The organism is Bacillus sp. SIMBA_031 (assembly GCF_046535225.1).
GTDB lineage: Bacteria > Bacillota > Bacilli > Bacillales > Bacillaceae > Bacillus > Bacillus velezensis.
In genome coordinates, this window is sequence record NZ_JAWRXC010000003.1 from 251,755 (window position 1) to 270,717 (window position 18,963).

Here is an 18,963-nt window from a genome sequence, read left to right on the forward strand (position 1 = left end):
GTTTTATTTGTTTAAAGCTGTTTCGTTTGATCTTCTGCCTGCTTGGAATACAGGCTTTTATTTGATTTATTATTTCTCAAAACGGTAAAAGCATACTTCGGAATGTTCAGCATCCTTTTCCATCTCCACGGATTCGTCACCAGTCTGTACAGCCATTCCAGATTCGTTTTGATCATCCATTCAGGGGCGCGTTTTACCGTTCCGCTGAACACATCAAAGCTCCCGCCCAAACCGATCGATACAGCCTGAGGGAAAAGATGTTTGTATTCATAAATAAATTGTTCCTGATGGGGATATCCTAAGGCGACAAACACGAGATCGGGTTTCGCCCGGGAAATCTGTTTGGCGACGAAGCGTTTATCCGCTTCATACCCGTTGCTGGCTCCGACAACCTCAATATTCGGATACTCTTTGCTGATCCGGTTCAAAACGGCGTCAAGCACGTCTTGTTTAGCTCCGTATAAAAATATTTTTTTAGACTGCCGGTTTGCGAGACCGAGCAGCGCAAGAAACACATCGAATCCCGCAATTCTTGATTTCAGCGGGTGCTGCGTCAAACGTGACATTAACACGACGCCGATACCATCCGGCAGGACGAAATCCGCGGATGAAATGACTTGATGATAACCTTTGTCTTTCGCCGCAGCGTATCCGATCTCAGGATTGACCGTCGCAATGACGGCTCCTTGCTTTTGTGCGATATAATAAGTGTCTAAATATGAAATAAACTCCTGTAAATTTCCATTAACATAAGAAAGGTTGTGCACCATTTCAGTCTGCATCTGCCGTCCTCCTTTTTGTACGGGATTTTCTTTCACTTTTTCGTGACTTAGGCTAAGCTTTATTTTAACATAATACCTTCAGATAAACTTAACAATAGTTTTACAAAAATATAAATAAGATAACAATTTCTTTAATCATACGCGCAAAAACCCTGCTAAACTCCTATTGTAATAACATTTGTTAATAAGTGGATTTTAACTTCGTTTTACATTGGCTTAACCTTTTCAGGGCTATGTGATATAATGAGGTTCCATGAGTACGAAATTGGCACTTTAGTGATTAAGGATACAGCTGCGCAGCATTTCAGGGCAGTTGCTTGTTATACGTATGATGATAGAAAGGAGCTTTTGTTTCATGAAGAAGGTCATTACTTACGGTACGTTTGATTTACTGCATTGGGGTCATATTAAACTGCTTGAGCGCGCAAAGCAGCTTGGGGATTACCTTGTTGTTGCCATCTCAACAGACGAGTTCAACCTGCAAAAACAAAAAAAGGCCTACCACAGCTATGAACACAGAAAGCTGATTCTGGAAACGATCCGTTATGTCGACGAAGTCATTCCGGAAAACAGCTGGGATCAAAAAGTACGTGACGTAGCGGATCACAACATCGACGTGTTCGTAATGGGAGACGATTGGGAAGGCAAATTCGATTTCCTTAAAGATCAATGCGAAGTCATCTACCTCCCTAGAACCGAAGGCATTTCCACCACACAGATTAAAAAAGAAATTGCCGGGGTGTAATTGAAACATTCGGATATACAGATGATAAAGAAGTACTCCCTCCGGATAGGGAGTACTTCTTGTAATATAAGGTTATTTTCGCTATATTTGTTATGCGCTTTTGAAAAAAAGCTAGACAATAAGAGGAGAATTTAAAGATGAATCTTAGTAACTTTTTTAAGTTGAATAAAAAAGAGTCCAAGCCGTCCGTAGAAGAACGCGAATATACCATTTTAAACAAAGAAGCATTGGCGGAAGAGAAGAAGGTAGCGGTAGTCGTTCCTGTTTATAATGCAGAAGAATATGTAAGGAAAACAGTTGATTCAGTGATCCTTCAAAACATCGGCTTTCAGCATATTTCTTTAATTCTGGTCGATGATTGCTCTACTGATGATTCCAGAAACATCCTGACTGAGTACGCCGAATTGTATGAAAATATTACAGTCGTCTTTTTGAAAGACAACACGGGAACCCCGGCTTATCCGAGAAACTTGGGAATTGAGCTGGCAAATGCGAAGTACATTACATTTTTGGATGCAGATGATTGGTTTGCGCCGAACGGAGTTAAAATCTTATTCGACATGCTTGAAAGAGATCAGGTAAATTATGCGGTCGGAAAAACGATCGAAATGCAGGTGAACGGTCAAAAAACGATCGGGAAACATGAGTCTTCGCTGAACAGAGCGAAGGTATCGCCTTTTTCAATCCGGCATATTTTCTATCATCTCGGCCCGCGGGCAAGAATGATGAACTTACAATTTTTAAAAGATAATGATATCAGATATCCGGAAATGAAATTTGCTGAAGATAAGCAATTTTTTATGGATGTTCTTTTGGCGTGCGGAGATATTTCAACGTCAACCGAACCGGTCTATTATCTGAACAGAATGGACAATAATGAGTCGCTGACAAAGCAGACTAATATAATGGAAAAAACCGACACGAACATAGCCGTAATGAAGTATATTCTGAACAAAAAATTAGATACTGAAAAAGAGAAGATGGCGATGAACCGCCTGATCGAATTCGATTCCATTACGCGCCTTTTCGATCGGATGCACTTCCTGAAAAGCGAAAACAAAGAAGCCTACTACAATAAATTCAATGAAATTCTGAATGTGTTAAAGCAGACGAAATACGATATTTCCGAGACATTTTTTCATCCGATTCATAAAACAGCCTTCCGTCTGCTGACTCAAAAAAGGTATGATGAGGTCGAAAAGCTGTTCCGCTGGTCTAAAAAAGAGCCCGATAAAAACATCGTGACGCAAGACGGGCTGGCTTATTTAGAAAGCCCGCTGACGGATGAAGAAAATAAACTGGTCGAACTTCGCATGCACGGAGAAACGGAAAGCGCGGTGTTCGCCGATCATAAATTCACCGTTACGTTCCGCTTGTTCGGACAGGACAGAAATAATGCCCAATATATTCTGTTTCAGCACAGAGATAACATGAAAGTACACCACCAGTTTCCGGTTCAGTCACTGGGAGACGGGCGGTACGTCCTTGAAATCCCGTTAAGTGACATTGAAAAAGTCGGACTTGGCGGTTATATTATGTATGTCATTTATAACGATTATGAACGTGTCATGTTAAACAGAGAAGACGGTGAAAAGGTGACGGCAGAAGTGAACGGACTGCAATATCAATTCTACCGGACGGTGAAGGAGAACCTTTCGCTGAAAGTAACAAAATGATGATTGTAATTGGATATGTTTAATTGAAACAGAGGAGTAGACTTATTTTATGGGTATAGAAAATCCTGTCAGATACAAGTTAAAACATCTTAACATAAAGGAAGAGACATTCAGCATTACGATATCCTGTGAAAATGTCACTGCAGGGGAAGAGCCTTCTCTTCAGATTATAAATCGTAAGACAAAAGCGGAACTTTCCGTCCCTCTGAAACGGTTGGCCGGAGAGGGCGGGGAGTACCATGCTGTCATGAGCACGGATCTGCTTTCTGACCATACGGACGGCAAAGGATGTCTGGATTTCTATGTCTCCTTTATCAATGATGACAGTGATATCAGTAAAAAACGGTTAAAATCCAGCCTTGAACCTATTGAACTGTCTTCTTATAAAGATGAGGCTCATCATATGTACTTTTTCCCTTACACGACGAAGAAAGGGAATTTCTCCTTAAAGCTGCTGCAGAAAAAGTTCGTTACGCGGATTGATGAAATGGAGCTCGAATCTGACGGCAGCTTACATCTGAAAGGTTTTGCATTCCGGCTGAATGCGGCAGAAACCTTAAAGATAAAAGAAAAAAACCTGATTCTGAAAATGAAAAAAGGACAAGAAGAGGAGCCTCTCATTCTGAAGTATCCGCTTCACGACGTGCCGAGACACGACCTTGATGAATATGTTCAGGACACAACGATGCTTGACACGATAGGCTTTGATACAAAAATTGATTTGAATGCCGTTTATAAAGAATTGAATCAGCAGCTAACCTTTCAATTCCATATTCAATTCATTTTTGAAGATGCCGGGACGGGTGAAGAGATTATCACCAACAGCAAACCGTTAAAGGTTCTGAAATCTGAACATGTAAACCCTAACCAATTCACGATTTTGAAAACGGAGAAAGGGCCTGCCAGATTTCACGTTTTCACGAAAAAGAAAACGAAAAATCTCCACCTGAGAATGAACGATTACAGCTTCAGCACCCGCGTGGAGTATTTTGTGAAAGGAAAGCTGAAACGGGGCGCTTCCTTTGTACGCAAGAGAAAGAATAAGCTGAAAAAGTTCATTGAGAAAAGAATACAAAACACTTATAAAGCGGGATTCAGGGTTGCGGGGAAACTGCCTGTCAAACAGAAATTTGTCATGTTTGAAAGCTTTGCCGGAAAACAGTACAGCTGCAACCCGCGGGCGATTTATGAATACATGAGCAAAGAGATGCCGGAATACCGTCTCTGCTGGAGTGTAAACCCCGCTTACTCACAGACATTTAAAGATAAAGGAATTCCTTATATCGAACGCTTTACGTTCAAATGGCTGTTTGCCATGGCAAGAGCCGAGTACTGGGTTGTCAACAGCCGTATGCCGCTGTGGATTCCGAAACCTGAGCATACGACATATGTCCAGACATGGCATGGCACGCCTTTAAAGCGCCTTGCAGTAGATATGGATGAAGTGCATATGCCGGGAACAAACACTGAAAAATACAAGCGCAACTTTACGACAGAGGCTTCAAAGTGGGATTACCTGATTTCACCGAACGCATATTCAACCGAAATATTCGCCCGGGCGTTTCAGTTTAATAAAACCATGATTGAATCGGGATATCCGCGGAATGACTTCCTTCAAACGGATAACAGCCCTTCTGTCATCAAAGCGCTGAAAGAAAAAATGAATCTTCCGCAAGATAAAAAAGTGATTATCTACGCACCGACATGGCGGGATGACCAATTTTATAAGAAGGGAAAATACAAGTTTGACCTTGATTTAGACCTTCATCAATTGAGAGAAGCGATCGGCGACCGTTATGTCATTATTTTACGGATGCATTATCTCGTGGCGGAAAACTTTGATCTCGGACCGTATGAAGGATTTGCTTATGATTTCTCCAGCTACGAAGATATCCGTGAGCTGTATATGGTCTCTGATTTACTCATAACGGACTATTCCTCTGTCTTTTTTGACTATGCAAATCTGAAAAGACCGATGCTGTTTTATGTGCCTGATATCGAAACGTACCGGGATAAACTCAGAGGGTTTTACTTTGACTTTGAAAAAGAAGCGCCCGGCCCGCTTGTCAAAGAAACAGGTGACGTTATCAAATGGGTCAATGAAACGGAATCAGATGATTATAAGCTTCCGGATTCGTTCGGACCTTTTTACGAGAAGTTCTGTTATTTAGAAACCGGAGAATCGTCTGAAAAAGCCGTAAAAGTGATTTTCGGGGACAAGTAAATAAGTGCAAAAAAGCATAATTTAACCACGTTAATTATGCTTTTTTGCTTAAGTGACGGCATATTGCGCTCATGGGACTCAGGCCTGTTATGAAGTGAAAAATACATCGTAATCTGTTACAATTATGAGCGGTGCTTTTGTAAGTCAAAGCTATTACCTAAAACTTACGACTAAGGAAGATTAGAATGAATGCATTGGTAAAAATTCTGAAAGAGCAATTCAACTCATTTCCGCTGATTATGCGGCTTGCAGTGTACGAAACGAAATCAAAGTATCAAGTGAACTATTTGGGTATATTGTGGCAGTTTCTCAACCCTATGATTCAAATGCTGGCATACTGGTTCGTATTTGGTCTCGGGATTCGCGGCGGACATGATATGGTGCTTGGAAATGGAGACAGCGTACCGTTCATCGTCTGGATGCTGGCCGGCTTAATTCCTTGGTTCTTTATCAGTCCGACGATACTGGATGCATCTAACAGCGTTTTTAAACGGATAAATTTAGTGTCGAAAATGAACTTTCCGATCAGTTCACTGCCTTCTGTAGTGATAGCATCGAATTTATTCAGTTATTTTGTGATGATGGGGATTTATATTATTGTGCTGCTGAGCAACGGTCTTTTTCCGACGCTGCACTGGCTGCAATATATTTATTACCTGTTTTGTATGATCAGTTTTATGTTTGCTTTCGGCCTGTTTAATTCGACTATCAGCGTATTAATCAGGGATTACCAGTTTTTGCTTCAGGCCGTCACAAGGCTGCTCTTTTTTCTTCTGCCGATTTTTTGGGACATTGCAGAGAAATTCGGAAACAGGCCGGAGGTTTTGACCATCTTGAAGTTAAACCCTCTTTTCTATATTATCGAGGGCTTTAGAGACAGTTTTATGGAAGGGCAGTGGTTTTTCCACGATGTGAAATACACGCTGTATTTCTGGTTTGTCACACTGCTGTTGTTAACAGTCGGTTCACTTCTTCATATGAAATTCAGAGATAAGTTTGTTGACTTTCTTTAATATAGTAAGGAGATTATACGATGAAACTAAAAGTTTCGTTCAGAAATGTTTCAAAACAGTATTTTCTATATAAAAAACAGTCTGACAAAATTAAAGGACTGTTTTTCCCAAACAGAAATCAAAAAGGTTTTTTCGCTGTCCGAAATGTTTCTTTTGACGTCTATGAAGGGGAAACGATCGGATTCGTAGGGATCAACGGGTCGGGAAAATCAACGATGTCCAATCTGCTTGCAAAGATCATTCCGCCGACAAGCGGTGAGATTGATATGAACGGGCAGCCGTCTTTAATCGCGATTTCTGCCGGATTAAACAATCAATTAAGCGGTAAAGACAACATTCGTCTAAAATGCTTGATGATGGGTCTCAACAATCGGCAGATAGACGAGCTTTATGAAAAAATCGTTGAATTCGCGGATATCGGCGACTTTATAGATCAGCCTGTTAAAAGCTATTCAAGCGGTATGAAATCCCGTCTCGGTTTTGCCATATCGGCGCATATGGACCCTGACATCCTTATTATTGATGAGGCGCTCTCAGTAGGGGACCAGACTTTCTATCAGAAATGTGTGGACCGCATTACGGAATTTAAAGAACGCGGCAAAACGATCTTTTTCGTCAGTCATTCCATCGGACAGATTGAGAAAATGTGTGATCGGGTGGCTTGGATGCATTACGGCGAAATGCGTATGTTCGACGAAACGAAAGCCGTTGTGAAAGAATATAAAGCTTTTGTGGATTGGTTCAACAAGCTTTCAAAGAAAGAAAAAAAGAAATATCAAAACGAGCAGATTGAAGGCAGAACGCGGGCAGCCGAGGAACAGAAAATCACTCAGGCGCAGCAAAAGAAAGCGAAGCCTAAATTCATTGCCAATACGATACAGATTACGCTGCTTGCATTGCTGGCTGTCGGCGCAGGCGCTTCGATGTTTTCAGACAAGCCTCTGCGTGCGATCACATCTTTCGGTCACGTCAAACAGAGCGATGCCGGACTTTATGAGTCTGTGAATAAACCTGCTTTGGTAAAAGCTGAAAAGGCGGACCTTTATACTGAAAAAGATATAAAAGGAAAAGCCTCCGCAAGTGTAAGTTTCGGAACGAAGGTGCAGGTAGAAGCCGAAAATAACCAGGCGGCCAAAGTGAAATTAAACGATAAAGAGTACTTTATGAAAAAGACTGATCTGTATAAAGTGAACGCTTTAAAAAAGACGGATGTTCAGCTTAATGATTTCAGCGGCAGTTTATCAAGCCAAACAGCAGAAGAGTTTCTATCATATCTCAATAAAAGCCGGGACGATGTACAGAGTAAATTGAAAAATTCAGCTGCCGGACAAACGGCTGACGGACGGAACGTATTAAAAACATCCGATGCAAAAACGGATGTAGTGATTGACAATGATACAGTCTCCGAAGTGGTTTTTCATTTATCGCGTCCCGCAGACATCTCAGCTTTAAGTGAAAAAGGCGGCAGCAAAATCAATCAGAATTTGCTCATGCTTAAAAACCAGGAATATACTTTTTCTGTGAACAATGCTGATCAAACACTGACGGTAACGTCTAAAAAGTAAAGATCACATAAAAAAGCTGCCGGATTCGGCAGCTTTTTTTATTCGTCAGTTTCTTCTTTTTCAAGAAGATCCTTCATGAACGGAATTAATTTATGGCGGATATCCTGATCCTGTAAGGCGAATTCAAGTGTCGTCTCGATAAATCCGAGTTTTTCACCGACATCGTAACGTTTTCCTTCGAAATCATAAGCGAAGACACGCTGAATGTCATTGAGCTTTTGGATGGCGTCCGTTAATTGAATTTCTCCTCCTGCACCGACTTCCTGCTGTTCCAGGTACATGAAAATTTCAGGAGTGAAAACGTATCTTCCTAAAATAGCCAAGTTGGAAGGAGCTGTGCCCGGTTCAGGCTTCTCTACAAAATTTTTGACCTGGTACCGGCGGCCTTCATTTGTTAACGGATCGATAATTCCGTAGCGGTGTGTGTCGCTTTCAGGAACTTGCTGAACCCCGATGATTGAAGACAATGTTTTTTCGTATTCATCCATCAGCTGACGAAGTCCCGGTTTTTCAGCCTGGACAATATCATCGCCGAGAAGAACGGCGAAAGGTTCATCGCCGATGAAGTTGCGTGCGCACCAAACGGCATGACCGAGTCCTTTTGGCTCTTTTTGGCGAATATAGTGGATATCCGCAATATTTGACGATTTTTTCACTTTTTGAAGGAGTTCGATTTTCCCTTTTTCTTCTAAATTGCGTTCCAGTTCAGGGGCATTGTCAAAATGGTCTTCTATTGCTCTTTTTCCTTTTCCGGTTACGATAATAATATCTTCGATGCCGGATTCGACAGCTTCTTCGATAATATACTGAATTGTCGGCTTATCAACGATTGGAAGCATTTCTTTAGGCATTGCTTTTGTGGCCGGCAAAAAACGAGTGCCTAAACCTGCTGCCGGAATAATGGCTTTGCGTACTTTCTTCACTGAATAACACCATCCTTGTTTCTGCAAAATCTTTTTTTCAGAACTATAACCTAGTCTTTTTCCACTTTACCACAATTGATTAAAATTCACACCTTTTAATCCGCTTTCAAAGAGTCTTGTAACGGTTTTTGCTTTGTTTGCCATTAAGCTTTACAATATCTAAGAAACGGCATAAATATGTTAACATGAAGGGATATCCGACATATAAAACGAGGTGCAGACAAACCGTTGAAAAAACTAAAAGTAATGACCGTATTCGGTACAAGACCTGAAGCAATTAAAATGGCTCCGCTCGTATTAGAGCTTGAAAAATATCAGGAAATTGATTCGCTGGTGACAGTAACCGCACAGCACAGACAGATGCTGGATCAAGTGCTTGAAGCATTCAGCATTACGCCTGATTTTGATTTGAATATTATGAAAGAGCGTCAAACGCTTTCAGAAATTACATCTCATGCTTTGCTGAAACTGGACAAGCTGTTCCAAGAAGTAAAACCAGATATCGTTTTGGTCCACGGAGATACGACGACAACGTTCGCCGGAAGCCTTGCCGCCTTTTATCATCAAATCGCTGTCGGCCATGTGGAAGCCGGTCTGCGTACGCAAAATAAATACTCTCCTTTCCCCGAGGAAATCAACCGGCAGATGACGGGCGTGATCGCTGATGTGAATTTTGCGCCGACAAGCCAGGCTGAACAGAATCTCCTTGCTGAAAATAAAAAGCCGGATTCTATATTTGTCACGGGAAATACAGCGATAGACGCGCTTCAAACGACAGTGCGGGAAGATTATTTTCATCCGATTTTTGACAAGCTGGACGGAAGCAGGATGATTCTTTTGACAGCGCACAGACGTGAAAATTTAGGCAGGCCGATGGAACAGATGTTTAAGGCCGTCAGAAGAGTCGTTGAAGAGTTTGAGGACGTACAAGTTGTTTATCCCGTTCATTTGAATCCCGCAGTTCGTGAGGCCGCAGAAGCCCATTTCGCTGATTCGGACAGGGTGCATTTAATAGAACCTCTGGAGGTCGTGGATTTCCATAACTTCGCTGCGAAAGCAAATTTCATTTTGACCGACTCGGGCGGAGTGCAGGAGGAAGCGCCTTCTCTCGGAAAGCCGGTCTTGGTGCTTCGGGACACAACCGAGCGCCCCGAAGGAGTGAAAGCCGGGACATTAAAGCTGGCGGGTACAGATGAAGAAACGGTGTATCAGCTGACAAAACAGCTCTTAACCGATCAGGCTGAATATGAACGGATGTCAAAGGCGTCAAACCCTTATGGTGACGGATCGGCTTCAAAACGGATTGTGGAAGAACTGCTTTATCGGTACGGCTATAGAAAAACCCGTCCGCAGCCTTTTACAGAATAAAAAAACTCTGCATCATATGCAGAGTTTTTTATTATTTCAGGCTTTCTTTTAATTCTTTTTTGACTGAAGCGAGGCTTGCTTCATCTAATTTGTAATAATAGATATTGTTGATTCTCGTTCCCGTTCCCTTCAGTTCATGCTGAGTGACTTTGCTGCGGGCGTTTTTATAGTCAGTCATAACCGTCCACATATCATCGAATGACATGTTTGTTTTCATATTGTTTTCAATGACCTTAAACATATCTCCGAATTTCGTGACAGACGAGATGTTTGCCCCTTTAGAAATAATCCCCTCAATCACTTGGCGCTGGCGCTGCTGCCTGCCGAAATCCCCCCGGGGATCTTCTTTTCTCATACGCGTGTAGGCAAGTGCTTCTTCGCCGTTCAGGCTGATGTTCCCCGTTCCGAAAGAGTGCCCGTCGTAGTTGAAGGCAAACGTGCTGTTCACCGTAATCCCGCCGAGTGTATCCACGGTATCTTTGAAGCTCTCCATGTTTACTTTCACAAAATAATCTACCGGCACGTCAAGCAGGTCCTCGACGGTATCCGCGGCCATCTGCGTTCCGCCGAAAGCATAGGAGTGGTTGATTTTATCCATCGTACCTTTGCCGGAGATTTTCGTATACGTATCACGCGGAATGCTGACCATTTCTGTTGTATTCGTTTTAGGATTGACGGTCATATAAATCATCGTATCCGCGCGCCCCTTGTCATTTTTCCGCTCATCGACGCCCATGATTAAAACAGAAATCGGATCCTTCTTTCCGAGATCTATATCCGTGTCACGTTTGTCCGATTTTTTCAAGTCTTCCTGAATGCTTGCCACCGTTGAAGCCGCTTTGTGCCACAAGTAGTAGACGTAGCCTCCTGATGATAAAACTAACAGCCCGATGATTGTTACGATTGTCAGAAGAACTTTTTTCTTCTTTCTTTTTCGTTCAGCTCTCATTTGTCATCACCTTTTCTATTAACTTTCCTGATACAATTTACTAATCTTTATAAACCCAGTCATATTTTTACTTATAACCATGTAATAGACGAAATTCTTAAAAAAAGGTTACAAAAAGACCTTAAAATTACCTTAAAAAAAAGTTAGTATAAGACGATACATAAAGATGAGGTGAAAAAAATGAAAAAAACTATTGCAGCTTCGTTCTTAATACTGCTTTTTTCTGTTGTATTGGCAGCGTGCGGAACGGCGGATCAATCAAAGAAGGGAAGCGGTTCTTCGGAGAACCAGGCTCAAAAAGAAACGGCATATTATGTCGGTATGGCGGATACGCACACAATTGAAGTAAAAGTGGATGATCAGCCCGTCAGCTTTGAATTTTCTGATGACTTCTCTGATGTTCTGAATAAATTCAGCGAAAATGACAAAGTCAGCATTACTTATTTCACAAATGATAAAGGCCAAAAAGAGATCAAGGAAATCGAGAAAGCAAAATAATACACCATGATCAGCAAAAGGCGGGATAAAAATTGAAGAAAACAATATGGGCTGTCTGTTTTTCTGTGATATTCAGCCTGGCTTTATTACCGGAAAGCACTTTTGCGTCCAGTTCTGATATTTCAGTAAAACTGACGAATTATATTGGTAATAAATCGACTCTGAATATCGAACCTTCAGGAACTTATAAACTGACGGGAAGCGATGTCTCCTCCGTTGTCAGATTGGGAGGCGCATCCAAATATGATACGGCTAACACTGCGACATCTAAGTATTGGAAAAATCCGTCCAACGTGGTCGTCGTGAATACGGACGCTTATTTTGCGGATACGCTTTCCGTCATTCCTTTAGCGAATAAACTGAAAGCGCCTGTTCTGCTGACTGAAGCGAAAAAACTGAGCAGCAGCACAGAAGCGCAAATCAAGAAATTCAATCCGGATAATATTTTAATCATCGGCGGGACGAACAGTATTTCGTCAGCCGCGGAAAAGACATTGAAGAAATACGGCCGCACGAAACGGATCAGCGGAAAAAACAGATATGATCTGTCCAAAAACATTGCGGCCGAAATGGGCAGCTATGACCAGGCAGTCGTAGTAACGGGGGATGTTTATACGGATGCGCTGGCAATCGCGCCTTATGCCGCGCAGAACGGCTATCCGATTCTCCTGACGAAAAAAGATTCCCTCCCGAGCTACAATCTGCCTAAAAAAGTAATCATCATGGGAGGCACTTCAAGCGTCAGCAAAGATGTGGAGAATCAAATTAAAAAGAAGGCCTCGGTCACCAAAAGAATTACCGGCTCAAACAGATATCAAATATCAGCAAACGCAGTCACTTCGCTTGGCATGGATGCAAGCAAAACGGTGGCTGCAAACGGGACAAAATTAGCGGACATCGTTGTGGGATCGAATATTGCCGCCGCAAACCATATGCCGCTTGTATACATCAAAAAAAGCGAAACACCGGCCGACGAAGCCAGCCTGTTTAAAAAGAAAGGCACCTATTCTTATACATTAATAGGCAGCGCGAATTCAATTGCCGATTCAGTTAAGGCTGCTTACGCAAAAGAGTTTTATCTCGTAAACGGAAAGACGTACCGTATTGAAACGTCCGGCGGCAAATTAGGCGTTGCAGGCATTAACAGCGGAAAAACGTCTTTCAAGGCGGTTCCAGAAAAATATTCAACAGCAAACACAATCAGCATTGACGGGAAGCCATATCTGGGGAATATGAGTTTCACTGCGGAATCCGGCAAATATGTAAGACCTGTTAATGAAAACATTCCTTTTGAGGATTATCTGAAAGGTGTCCTGCCGAATGAAATGCCGGGAAGCTGGCCGACAGAAGCGCTGAAAGCCCAGGCTGTTGCCGCCCGCACCTACTCTATCGGCAAGATGGGACAAACAGTCGCGGATACAACGGCGTTTCAGGTTTACGGTGGATACAGCTGGTATCCAAACGCCACCGCAGCCGTTAACGGAACAAAAGGGAAAGTGCTCACTTATTCCGGCAGATTGATAGATGCCACTTACTCATCAAGCAATGGCGGTTACATGGAAGCCGGCGATGAAGTGTGGGGATCGAAAGTGCCGTATTTAGTAGCCAAAAAGGATACAAAAGATCCGGAAATCAGCTGGTCTTTAACATTGCAGAAGCAGCAGCTGCCAGGGGGTCTGGATATGAAAAATCCCGCATCCTGGTGGTCTAAAACAAACGAAGCAAATGCCGCGCAGCTCAACGGAATAAAAAATTGGCTGATGAAAAATAAAGAAACCAATGCAAGTTCCATAAAAATTGCCAGCATCTCTGATCTCTCGCTCACCGGAAAAACAAAAGGCCAGCGCGCGGAAGACGCCGCGGTGAAGGTCACGTACCATGTGAATGACAAGTCGAAAGGCTATGTCATGAACAAGACTGCATCTGTTGAGGTGAAAGCGTCTGAACTCAGGACGATGATCGGAGCTTCATCTTTTAAAAGCACATACGCCAGTGCGTCCGGTAATTCTTCGCAAATCAAGATATCAGGAAAGGGATACGGTCACGGCGTAGGAATGAGTCAATACGGAGCAAAAGAAAGAGCGGAGGCCGGAGAGCCGTATACTTCTATTCTTGCGTTCTATTATCCTAATACAGCACTTACAAACTACTAAACTTCTGTGGAGGAGATCGGATTGAAATTCATCATAAAATGTCTCCCCGTCTTTATTCTCGGGGTCATTCTATTTGTCCCTTCCGCTTTGGCTGACAACACGGTTAAAAGGATCGGCGGAAGCACCCGGTATGATACGGCTGTACTGGCGGCAAAACAATCATGGGGTGAAGCGAAAACGGTCATTATCACCGGCGGAACTTCATATGCCGATGCAATTGCCGCTGCGCCGCTTGCATATCAAAAAAATGCGCCGCTGCTGTTTACAAATAAAGATCAGCTGTCTGCCGGCACAAAAAAGGGATTAATTGATTTAAAAACGAAAAATGTGATTATCGTAGGCGGCACACCTGCCGTTTCGAAAAATACTGAAAATCAAATTGCTAAATTAGGCATCAGTGTCAAACGATTATCAGGGAGCACGAGATATGCCACAGCCGCAAAAGTGGCGGGTGAAATGACAAGATCTTCTACAGCCCTTGTGGTCAACGGGTTTGTTGATGCAGATGGAATGGCTGCGATTTCTTATGCGTCCGCTAAAAAATATCCGATTTTATTCACTAATGATTCAACGTTAAATGGTTCTACGTCCAATGCGATCAAAAGCTTGGGGATTAAAAACACGATTGTCATCGGCGGGACAAGCAGCATCAGCAGCTCACTTTACAATAAACTGCCGAACCCTTCAAGAATCAGCGGTAAAAACCGCTATAACCTGTCTGTGAATCTTGCAAAAAAGACAGGCTTAAGCACAGGCTATACGTTTGTTACCAATGGCTTTAAAGAGGCGGATACCATCGTCGGAGGCGTGCTGAGCGCCAAACAGGGGAGAGTTCACCTGCTGACGAATGGAGACAGTCTGTCAAAAGACGTCCGGACGTATATCGGAAGTAAAAACATCACCAGCTTCACCGTCATAGGAAGTGCTTCATCTTTAAGCAACAATGCCGCGTCGCAGCTTAAAAATCCGGTTGTCGGCAAAACGGTCTTTATTGATCCGGGGCATGGCTATCAGGATTCAGGTGCAACCGGAAACGGCTTGCTTGAGAAAAATGTAAACCTTGATATCGCTACGCGTCTTAACAATCAATTATACGGCGCGGGTGCGCTTACTGTAATGTCGAGGAAGGGCGACACCTTTGACTCGCTTGAGGAGAGAGTGAACAAAGGGGCGAAGGCGAACGCCGATATTTTCATCAGCGTCCATGCGAACGCAAATGATAACAGCAGTGCAAACGGTACGGAGACGTATTATGATAAAACGTACCAATCCGCAAACAGTCTGAGGCTTGCCCAAAATATTCAGCCGAGAATGGTTTCTGCTCTCGGCACGCGTGACCGCAGTGTGAAAACTGCCGGATTTTACGTCATTAAGTATTCTAAAATGCCGAGTGTCTTGTTAGAAACCGGTTTTGTCACAAGCCCGATTGATGCCAACATTTTAAAACAATCAACGAAAAAGGACAGACTCGCGGCGGGGATCACCCAAGGCGTTTCCTCCTATTTCAGATAATATTTTTCATGGAAACAGACCGGTTCATACCGGTCTGTTTTTTATTTTTCATTATGCTTTGTCTCAAATATGGATATGAATAGATTTACAATAAAAAAACAATAATCGAAACATTCTAATAAACATTAACGCTTCCTTTACTTCCAATTAACATCCATCTGCTAAACTCACGGCATAGGTCATCAAACATCCCAACAAATCGTGAGGTGTGTGTCAGTGGGAGCAGAGAAAAGCATGAATGTAAATAATAACTATGCAGTGCGGCAGGGGACTTCCGCTGCCGTTACGGAGAGAACGGCCCGTTATTTGGCTTTTAAGCGATTCATGGACATTGTGTTTGCGCTTGCGGGGCTCTTGGCGGCGCTCCCGGTGATGGGCCTGTTCTCCATACTGATTCGTTTGGAGTCGCCCGGCCCGGCTTTTTATAAGCAGGAGCGGGTAGGCAAAGACGGGAAGCCGTTTTATTTGTATAAGCTCCGCTCTATGAAAATAGATGCTGAAAAATCGGGGGCGGTTTGGGCGCTGAAAAAGGATCCCCGCGTGACAAAGGTCGGCGCTTTTATCAGAAGGACCCGTATTGATGAGCTGCCGCAGCTGTTAAATGTGCTTCGGGGAGAAATGAGCCTGATCGGCCCGCGTCCCGAGCGTCCCGTGTTTACGGAACAGTTTCAGGCCGAGATTCCGGGGTTTACGGAGCGGCTGGCCGTTAAGCCGGGATTAAGCGGCTGGGCGCAGGTCAACGGGGGATATGACATGACACCGAGGGAAAAACTGATGTTTGACTTATATTATATCCGCAACCTGACCTTTTCATTGGAACTGAAGATTATGCTCAAAACGTGCAAAGTGATCTGGACCGGTGACGGGGCGCGATAAAAATTCTGGTCAGCAGACAAAAAAGTAGGGAAAACGATGCCTAGTATTACAAATCAAATCTTGAGCGGCGCCAAATGGACAAGTATTTCGACAGCGTGTATTACGGTCATTCAAATCGTCCAATTCGCCCTGCTCGGGCGGGTCATGTCACTGGCTGAATTCGGCCTTGTCGGCATGATCACAACGGTAGTGGTGTTTGCCCAAATTGCGCTTGATATGGGTTTTGGCGCCGCGCTCATTCAAAAAGATCATGTGACTGATAAACAGATGTCTTCCTTGTACTGGCTGAATATCATAACGGGGCTTGCGCTGTTTGCGCTGCTGTTTTTCAGCAGTCCGCTCATCGCCGATTTTTATCGGCGGGAGGAGCTTGTCTATTTAATCCGCGTGCTGGCCGTCATGTTTTTAATCGCTCCGATCGGTCAGCAATACCAGTATATGCTGCAAAAAGCGCTGGCATTTAACACGCTAAGCAAGATTGAAATCTTTTCAAATGTGCTGTCCTTCGTGTATTTGGCGGCTGCGGTTTTTTATACGGACCCGATTCTCGCCTATGTGATTTCCCAGGTTCTGCTGCAATCGTCAAAAGGCATTCTGTACTGGATGTCCTGCAGAAAAACATGGAGACCGGCGTTCGTTTTTGATCTGAAAGGAATGAAAGGCTTCTTTTCTTTCGGGGCATTTCAGCTGTCTTCCCGGCTTGTGAACCGGCTCGGAGCGAATATTGATATGATTCTGATCGGCAGTTTTATCGGCGCCGAGGCGCTCGGCATTTACAATCTGGCCTACCAGATTGTCACGCTTCCGGTATTAAAAATTAATCCGATCATTACGAGAGTCGCGTTTCCCGTCTTTGCGAAAAACAAGCATGAAAACAGCGTTATCAGAGAAGGATTTCTCAATATGACCAAAATACTCGCGCTGATATCCTTTCCGCTTTTGCTCGGTTTGGTTTCAGTGTCGGATGCATTCGTGGCTTCGGTATTCGGAGAAAAATGGCTGGCGGCTGTCCCGGTTTTAAACGTTCTCGCTATCGTCGGGATTTTAAGGGTCCTGATGAATCCGAACGGATCTGTGCTGCTCGCAAAAGGGCGGGCCGATCTGGCGTTTTATTGGGACGCCGGGGTGATGCTGCTGTATGGTGCATCTTTGTACGCCGCCGTGCTGTCCGGAAATCTCTTGACGGTAGCCTGGACGTACGCTTTCATCAGCATCCTGAATTTCCTGATCGGGCGCTGGCTGTTGGCATATGTCATTAAGCTGCGGCTGTCGGCTTACTTCAAAGCCGTGGCCAAACCGTTTCTGCTTACGGCGGCAATGGGTGTCATCGCTTTTACAGCCAGCTTCGGAACGGAGCGGATCAGCCTTGATGTCAAGCTGCGTCTGGCGATCTCCGTAGCCTGCGGCGCATTGTGTTATTTATTCCTGTTAGGAAAAGCTTATCCGCATATGAAAAGTAAATTAAGAAAAGGACGTTTGCTATGAAGGTATTGTGGCTGACAAGTGTCTATCCGAGCAGTGAGAAGCCGGGGGAAGGCGTTTTTCATGAAACACAGGCGCAAGAACTGAGAAAGCTTGGCGCGGAGATGACCGTCATTTGTCCGCGGCCGAAACTTGCCGCGCCATTCCGGGTGCTGAAAAAGACATATCGGCAAAAGGATATCAGGCCGGCGTATGAATGGCGGAAAGGCGTGTCCGTCCACCGGCCGTTTTATCAGGCGGTTCCCGGGCAGCTGAAATGGGCGCAGCCGCATAAAAGAATGGCGTTATCGGTTCTTTCCGCGATTAAAAATCAAGGCCTGAAGCCCGATCTGATTCATGCGCATTTCGCCATGCCGTCAGGCGGAGCGGCCGCCATTGTGTCAAAGGCTTTAGGCATCCCGTATGTGCTGACCTTGCATGGCAGTGATGTCAATGTCTATCCGCATTACAGCAAAAGCGCTCATCGCGCATTTACATTTGCGGTGCGGGAAGCTGCTGATATTTACGCTGTGAGCGGCAGTCTGCGGGAACAAATGAAAAAGCTCATCGAAGCGGAGTGCAGCGTGCTTCCGATCGGCATCACGCTTGACGCCTTCCGAGAAAGGAACGAGACGAAAGAAGCCGTCAGAAAACGGCTCGGCCTTCCTCCGGATAAAAAACTGATCGTGTTCATCGGCAGGCTTGTCAAAGAGAAAGGCGTTTTCGACTTATCAAAAGCCGTTCAGTCATTGGATGAAAATTATGAAGCTGTCTTTGTCGGTGACGGTCCCGCCGCATCTTCATTGCGGGAAGCCGCTCATATCGTCACGGGGCAAGTGCCGAACGACAAGGTACAGGACTATCTGCTGGCCTCGGATGTAATGGCGCTGCCGTCCTACAGCGAAGGCATGCCGACTGTGGTCATTGAGGCGCTCGCTCTGAAGGTGCCGGTAATCTGCACCGATGTCGGAGGATTGGCTTCTTTATTCGGAAAACACCGGGGGTTGCTGATCAAGCCGGGTTCACCTGAGACGCTGGCAGAATCGATTCTGCAATATGACGAAGGAGAGGCTTGGACGCCGCAAACAGCCGAGGAGCTTTATCAAACCGTCCGCACGTATTTTGACGCAAGCCAAAACGCGAAAGCGCTGAAAGAGAAATACCGATCCGTAATGAACCGGGCCGGGCAAGAGGAGAACCTTTCGAAAGAGGGATGAA

15 protein-coding genes are annotated in these 18,963 nt (G+C 44.2%); 12 read left to right on the forward strand and 3 right to left on the reverse strand.

Translation table 11 applies throughout. The features are described 5' to 3' along the window. Positions 1–11: 11 nt before the first annotated feature. Complete coding sequence (locus SB724_RS11210) at positions 12–782, reverse strand: WecB/TagA/CpsF family glycosyltransferase (RefSeq protein WP_007407501.1); 771 nt, start codon at positions 780–782, stop codon at positions 12–14. A 355-nt stretch (positions 783–1,137) separates the two neighbouring features. Between SB724_RS11210 and tagD the strand changes: the two genes are divergently transcribed. From tagD to tagH, 5 genes are all read left to right on the forward strand, one after another. Continuing rightward, on the forward strand, positions 1,138–1,527 hold the full coding sequence (tagD, locus tag SB724_RS11215) for a glycerol-3-phosphate cytidylyltransferase (RefSeq protein ID WP_003151361.1): 390 nt from the start codon (positions 1,138–1,140) through the stop codon (positions 1,525–1,527). 137 nt (positions 1,528–1,664) lie between these two features. Then, positions 1,665–3,203, forward strand: coding sequence for a glycosyltransferase family 2 protein (locus SB724_RS11220; RefSeq protein WP_410571139.1), 1,539 nt, complete (start codon positions 1,665–1,667; stop codon positions 3,201–3,203). 49 nt (positions 3,204–3,252) lie between these two features. After that, positions 3,253–5,427 carry a CDP-glycerol glycerophosphotransferase family protein gene (locus SB724_RS11225; protein WP_410571141.1) on the forward strand — a complete coding sequence of 725 codons (2,175 nt, stop codon included), beginning with the start codon at positions 3,253–3,255 and terminating at the stop codon, positions 5,425–5,427. Positions 5,428–5,612: 185 nt separating this feature from the next. Continuing rightward, positions 5,613–6,440: an ABC transporter permease gene (locus SB724_RS11230; protein WP_007614137.1), complete on the forward strand. Its 828-nt coding sequence runs from the start codon at positions 5,613–5,615 to the stop codon at positions 6,438–6,440. Positions 6,441–6,460: 20 nt separating this feature from the next. Then, positions 6,461–8,005, forward strand: coding sequence for a teichoic acids export ABC transporter ATP-binding subunit TagH (gene tagH / locus SB724_RS11235; protein WP_406528500.1), 1,545 nt, complete (start codon positions 6,461–6,463; stop codon positions 8,003–8,005). A gap of 38 nt (positions 8,006–8,043) precedes the next feature. On the opposite strand, the gene galU is transcribed toward tagH, so the two are convergent. Then, complete coding sequence (gene galU / locus SB724_RS11240) at positions 8,044–8,928, reverse strand: UTP--glucose-1-phosphate uridylyltransferase GalU (RefSeq protein WP_410571144.1); 885 nt, start codon at positions 8,926–8,928, stop codon at positions 8,044–8,046. Positions 8,929–9,156: 228 nt separating this feature from the next. On the opposite strand from galU, the gene wecB reads away from it, so the two are divergent. After that, entirely contained in the window at positions 9,157–10,296 is a 1,140-nt protein-coding gene (gene wecB, locus SB724_RS11245; protein WP_130571414.1) for a non-hydrolyzing UDP-N-acetylglucosamine 2-epimerase, read from the forward strand. A 31-nt stretch (positions 10,297–10,327) separates the two neighbouring features. Here the strand turns inward: wecB and tagU are convergent, their stop codons facing one another. Then, positions 10,328–11,245: a polyisoprenyl-teichoic acid--peptidoglycan teichoic acid transferase TagU gene (tagU, locus tag SB724_RS11250; RefSeq protein WP_003151369.1), complete on the reverse strand. Its 918-nt coding sequence runs from the start codon at positions 11,243–11,245 to the stop codon at positions 10,328–10,330. A gap of 180 nt (positions 11,246–11,425) precedes the next feature. Between tagU and SB724_RS11255 the strand changes: the two genes are divergently transcribed. From SB724_RS11255 to tuaC, 6 genes are all read left to right on the forward strand, one after another. Further along, positions 11,426–11,743 carry a hypothetical protein gene (locus tag SB724_RS11255; RefSeq protein ID WP_007407496.1) on the forward strand — a complete coding sequence of 106 codons (318 nt, stop codon included), beginning with the start codon at positions 11,426–11,428 and terminating at the stop codon, positions 11,741–11,743. Positions 11,744–11,775: 32 nt separating this feature from the next. After that, a complete protein-coding gene (locus SB724_RS11260; RefSeq protein ID WP_410571147.1) occupies positions 11,776–13,896 on the forward strand; it encodes a SpoIID/LytB domain-containing protein in 2,121 nt (706 codons plus the stop codon). Positions 13,897–13,917: 21 nt separating this feature from the next. Beyond that, entirely contained in the window at positions 13,918–15,408 is a 1,491-nt protein-coding gene (locus SB724_RS11265) for an N-acetylmuramoyl-L-alanine amidase (RefSeq protein ID WP_216061923.1), read from the forward strand. A gap of 216 nt (positions 15,409–15,624) precedes the next feature. Continuing rightward, positions 15,625–16,284 carry an exopolysaccharide biosynthesis polyprenyl glycosylphosphotransferase gene (locus tag SB724_RS11270; RefSeq protein ID WP_014471097.1) on the forward strand — a complete coding sequence of 220 codons (660 nt, stop codon included), beginning with the start codon at positions 15,625–15,627 and terminating at the stop codon, positions 16,282–16,284. A gap of 36 nt (positions 16,285–16,320) precedes the next feature. Next, entirely contained in the window at positions 16,321–17,769 is a 1,449-nt protein-coding gene (tuaB, locus tag SB724_RS11275) for a teichuronic acid biosynthesis protein TuaB (protein WP_088461748.1), read from the forward strand. Next, positions 17,766–18,962, forward strand: coding sequence for a teichuronic acid biosynthesis protein TuaC (gene tuaC, locus SB724_RS11280; RefSeq protein WP_410571150.1), 1,197 nt, complete (start codon positions 17,766–17,768; stop codon positions 18,960–18,962). Before tuaB ends, tuaC begins: the two co-directional genes overlap by 4 nt. Position 18,963: the final 1 nt, after the last annotated feature.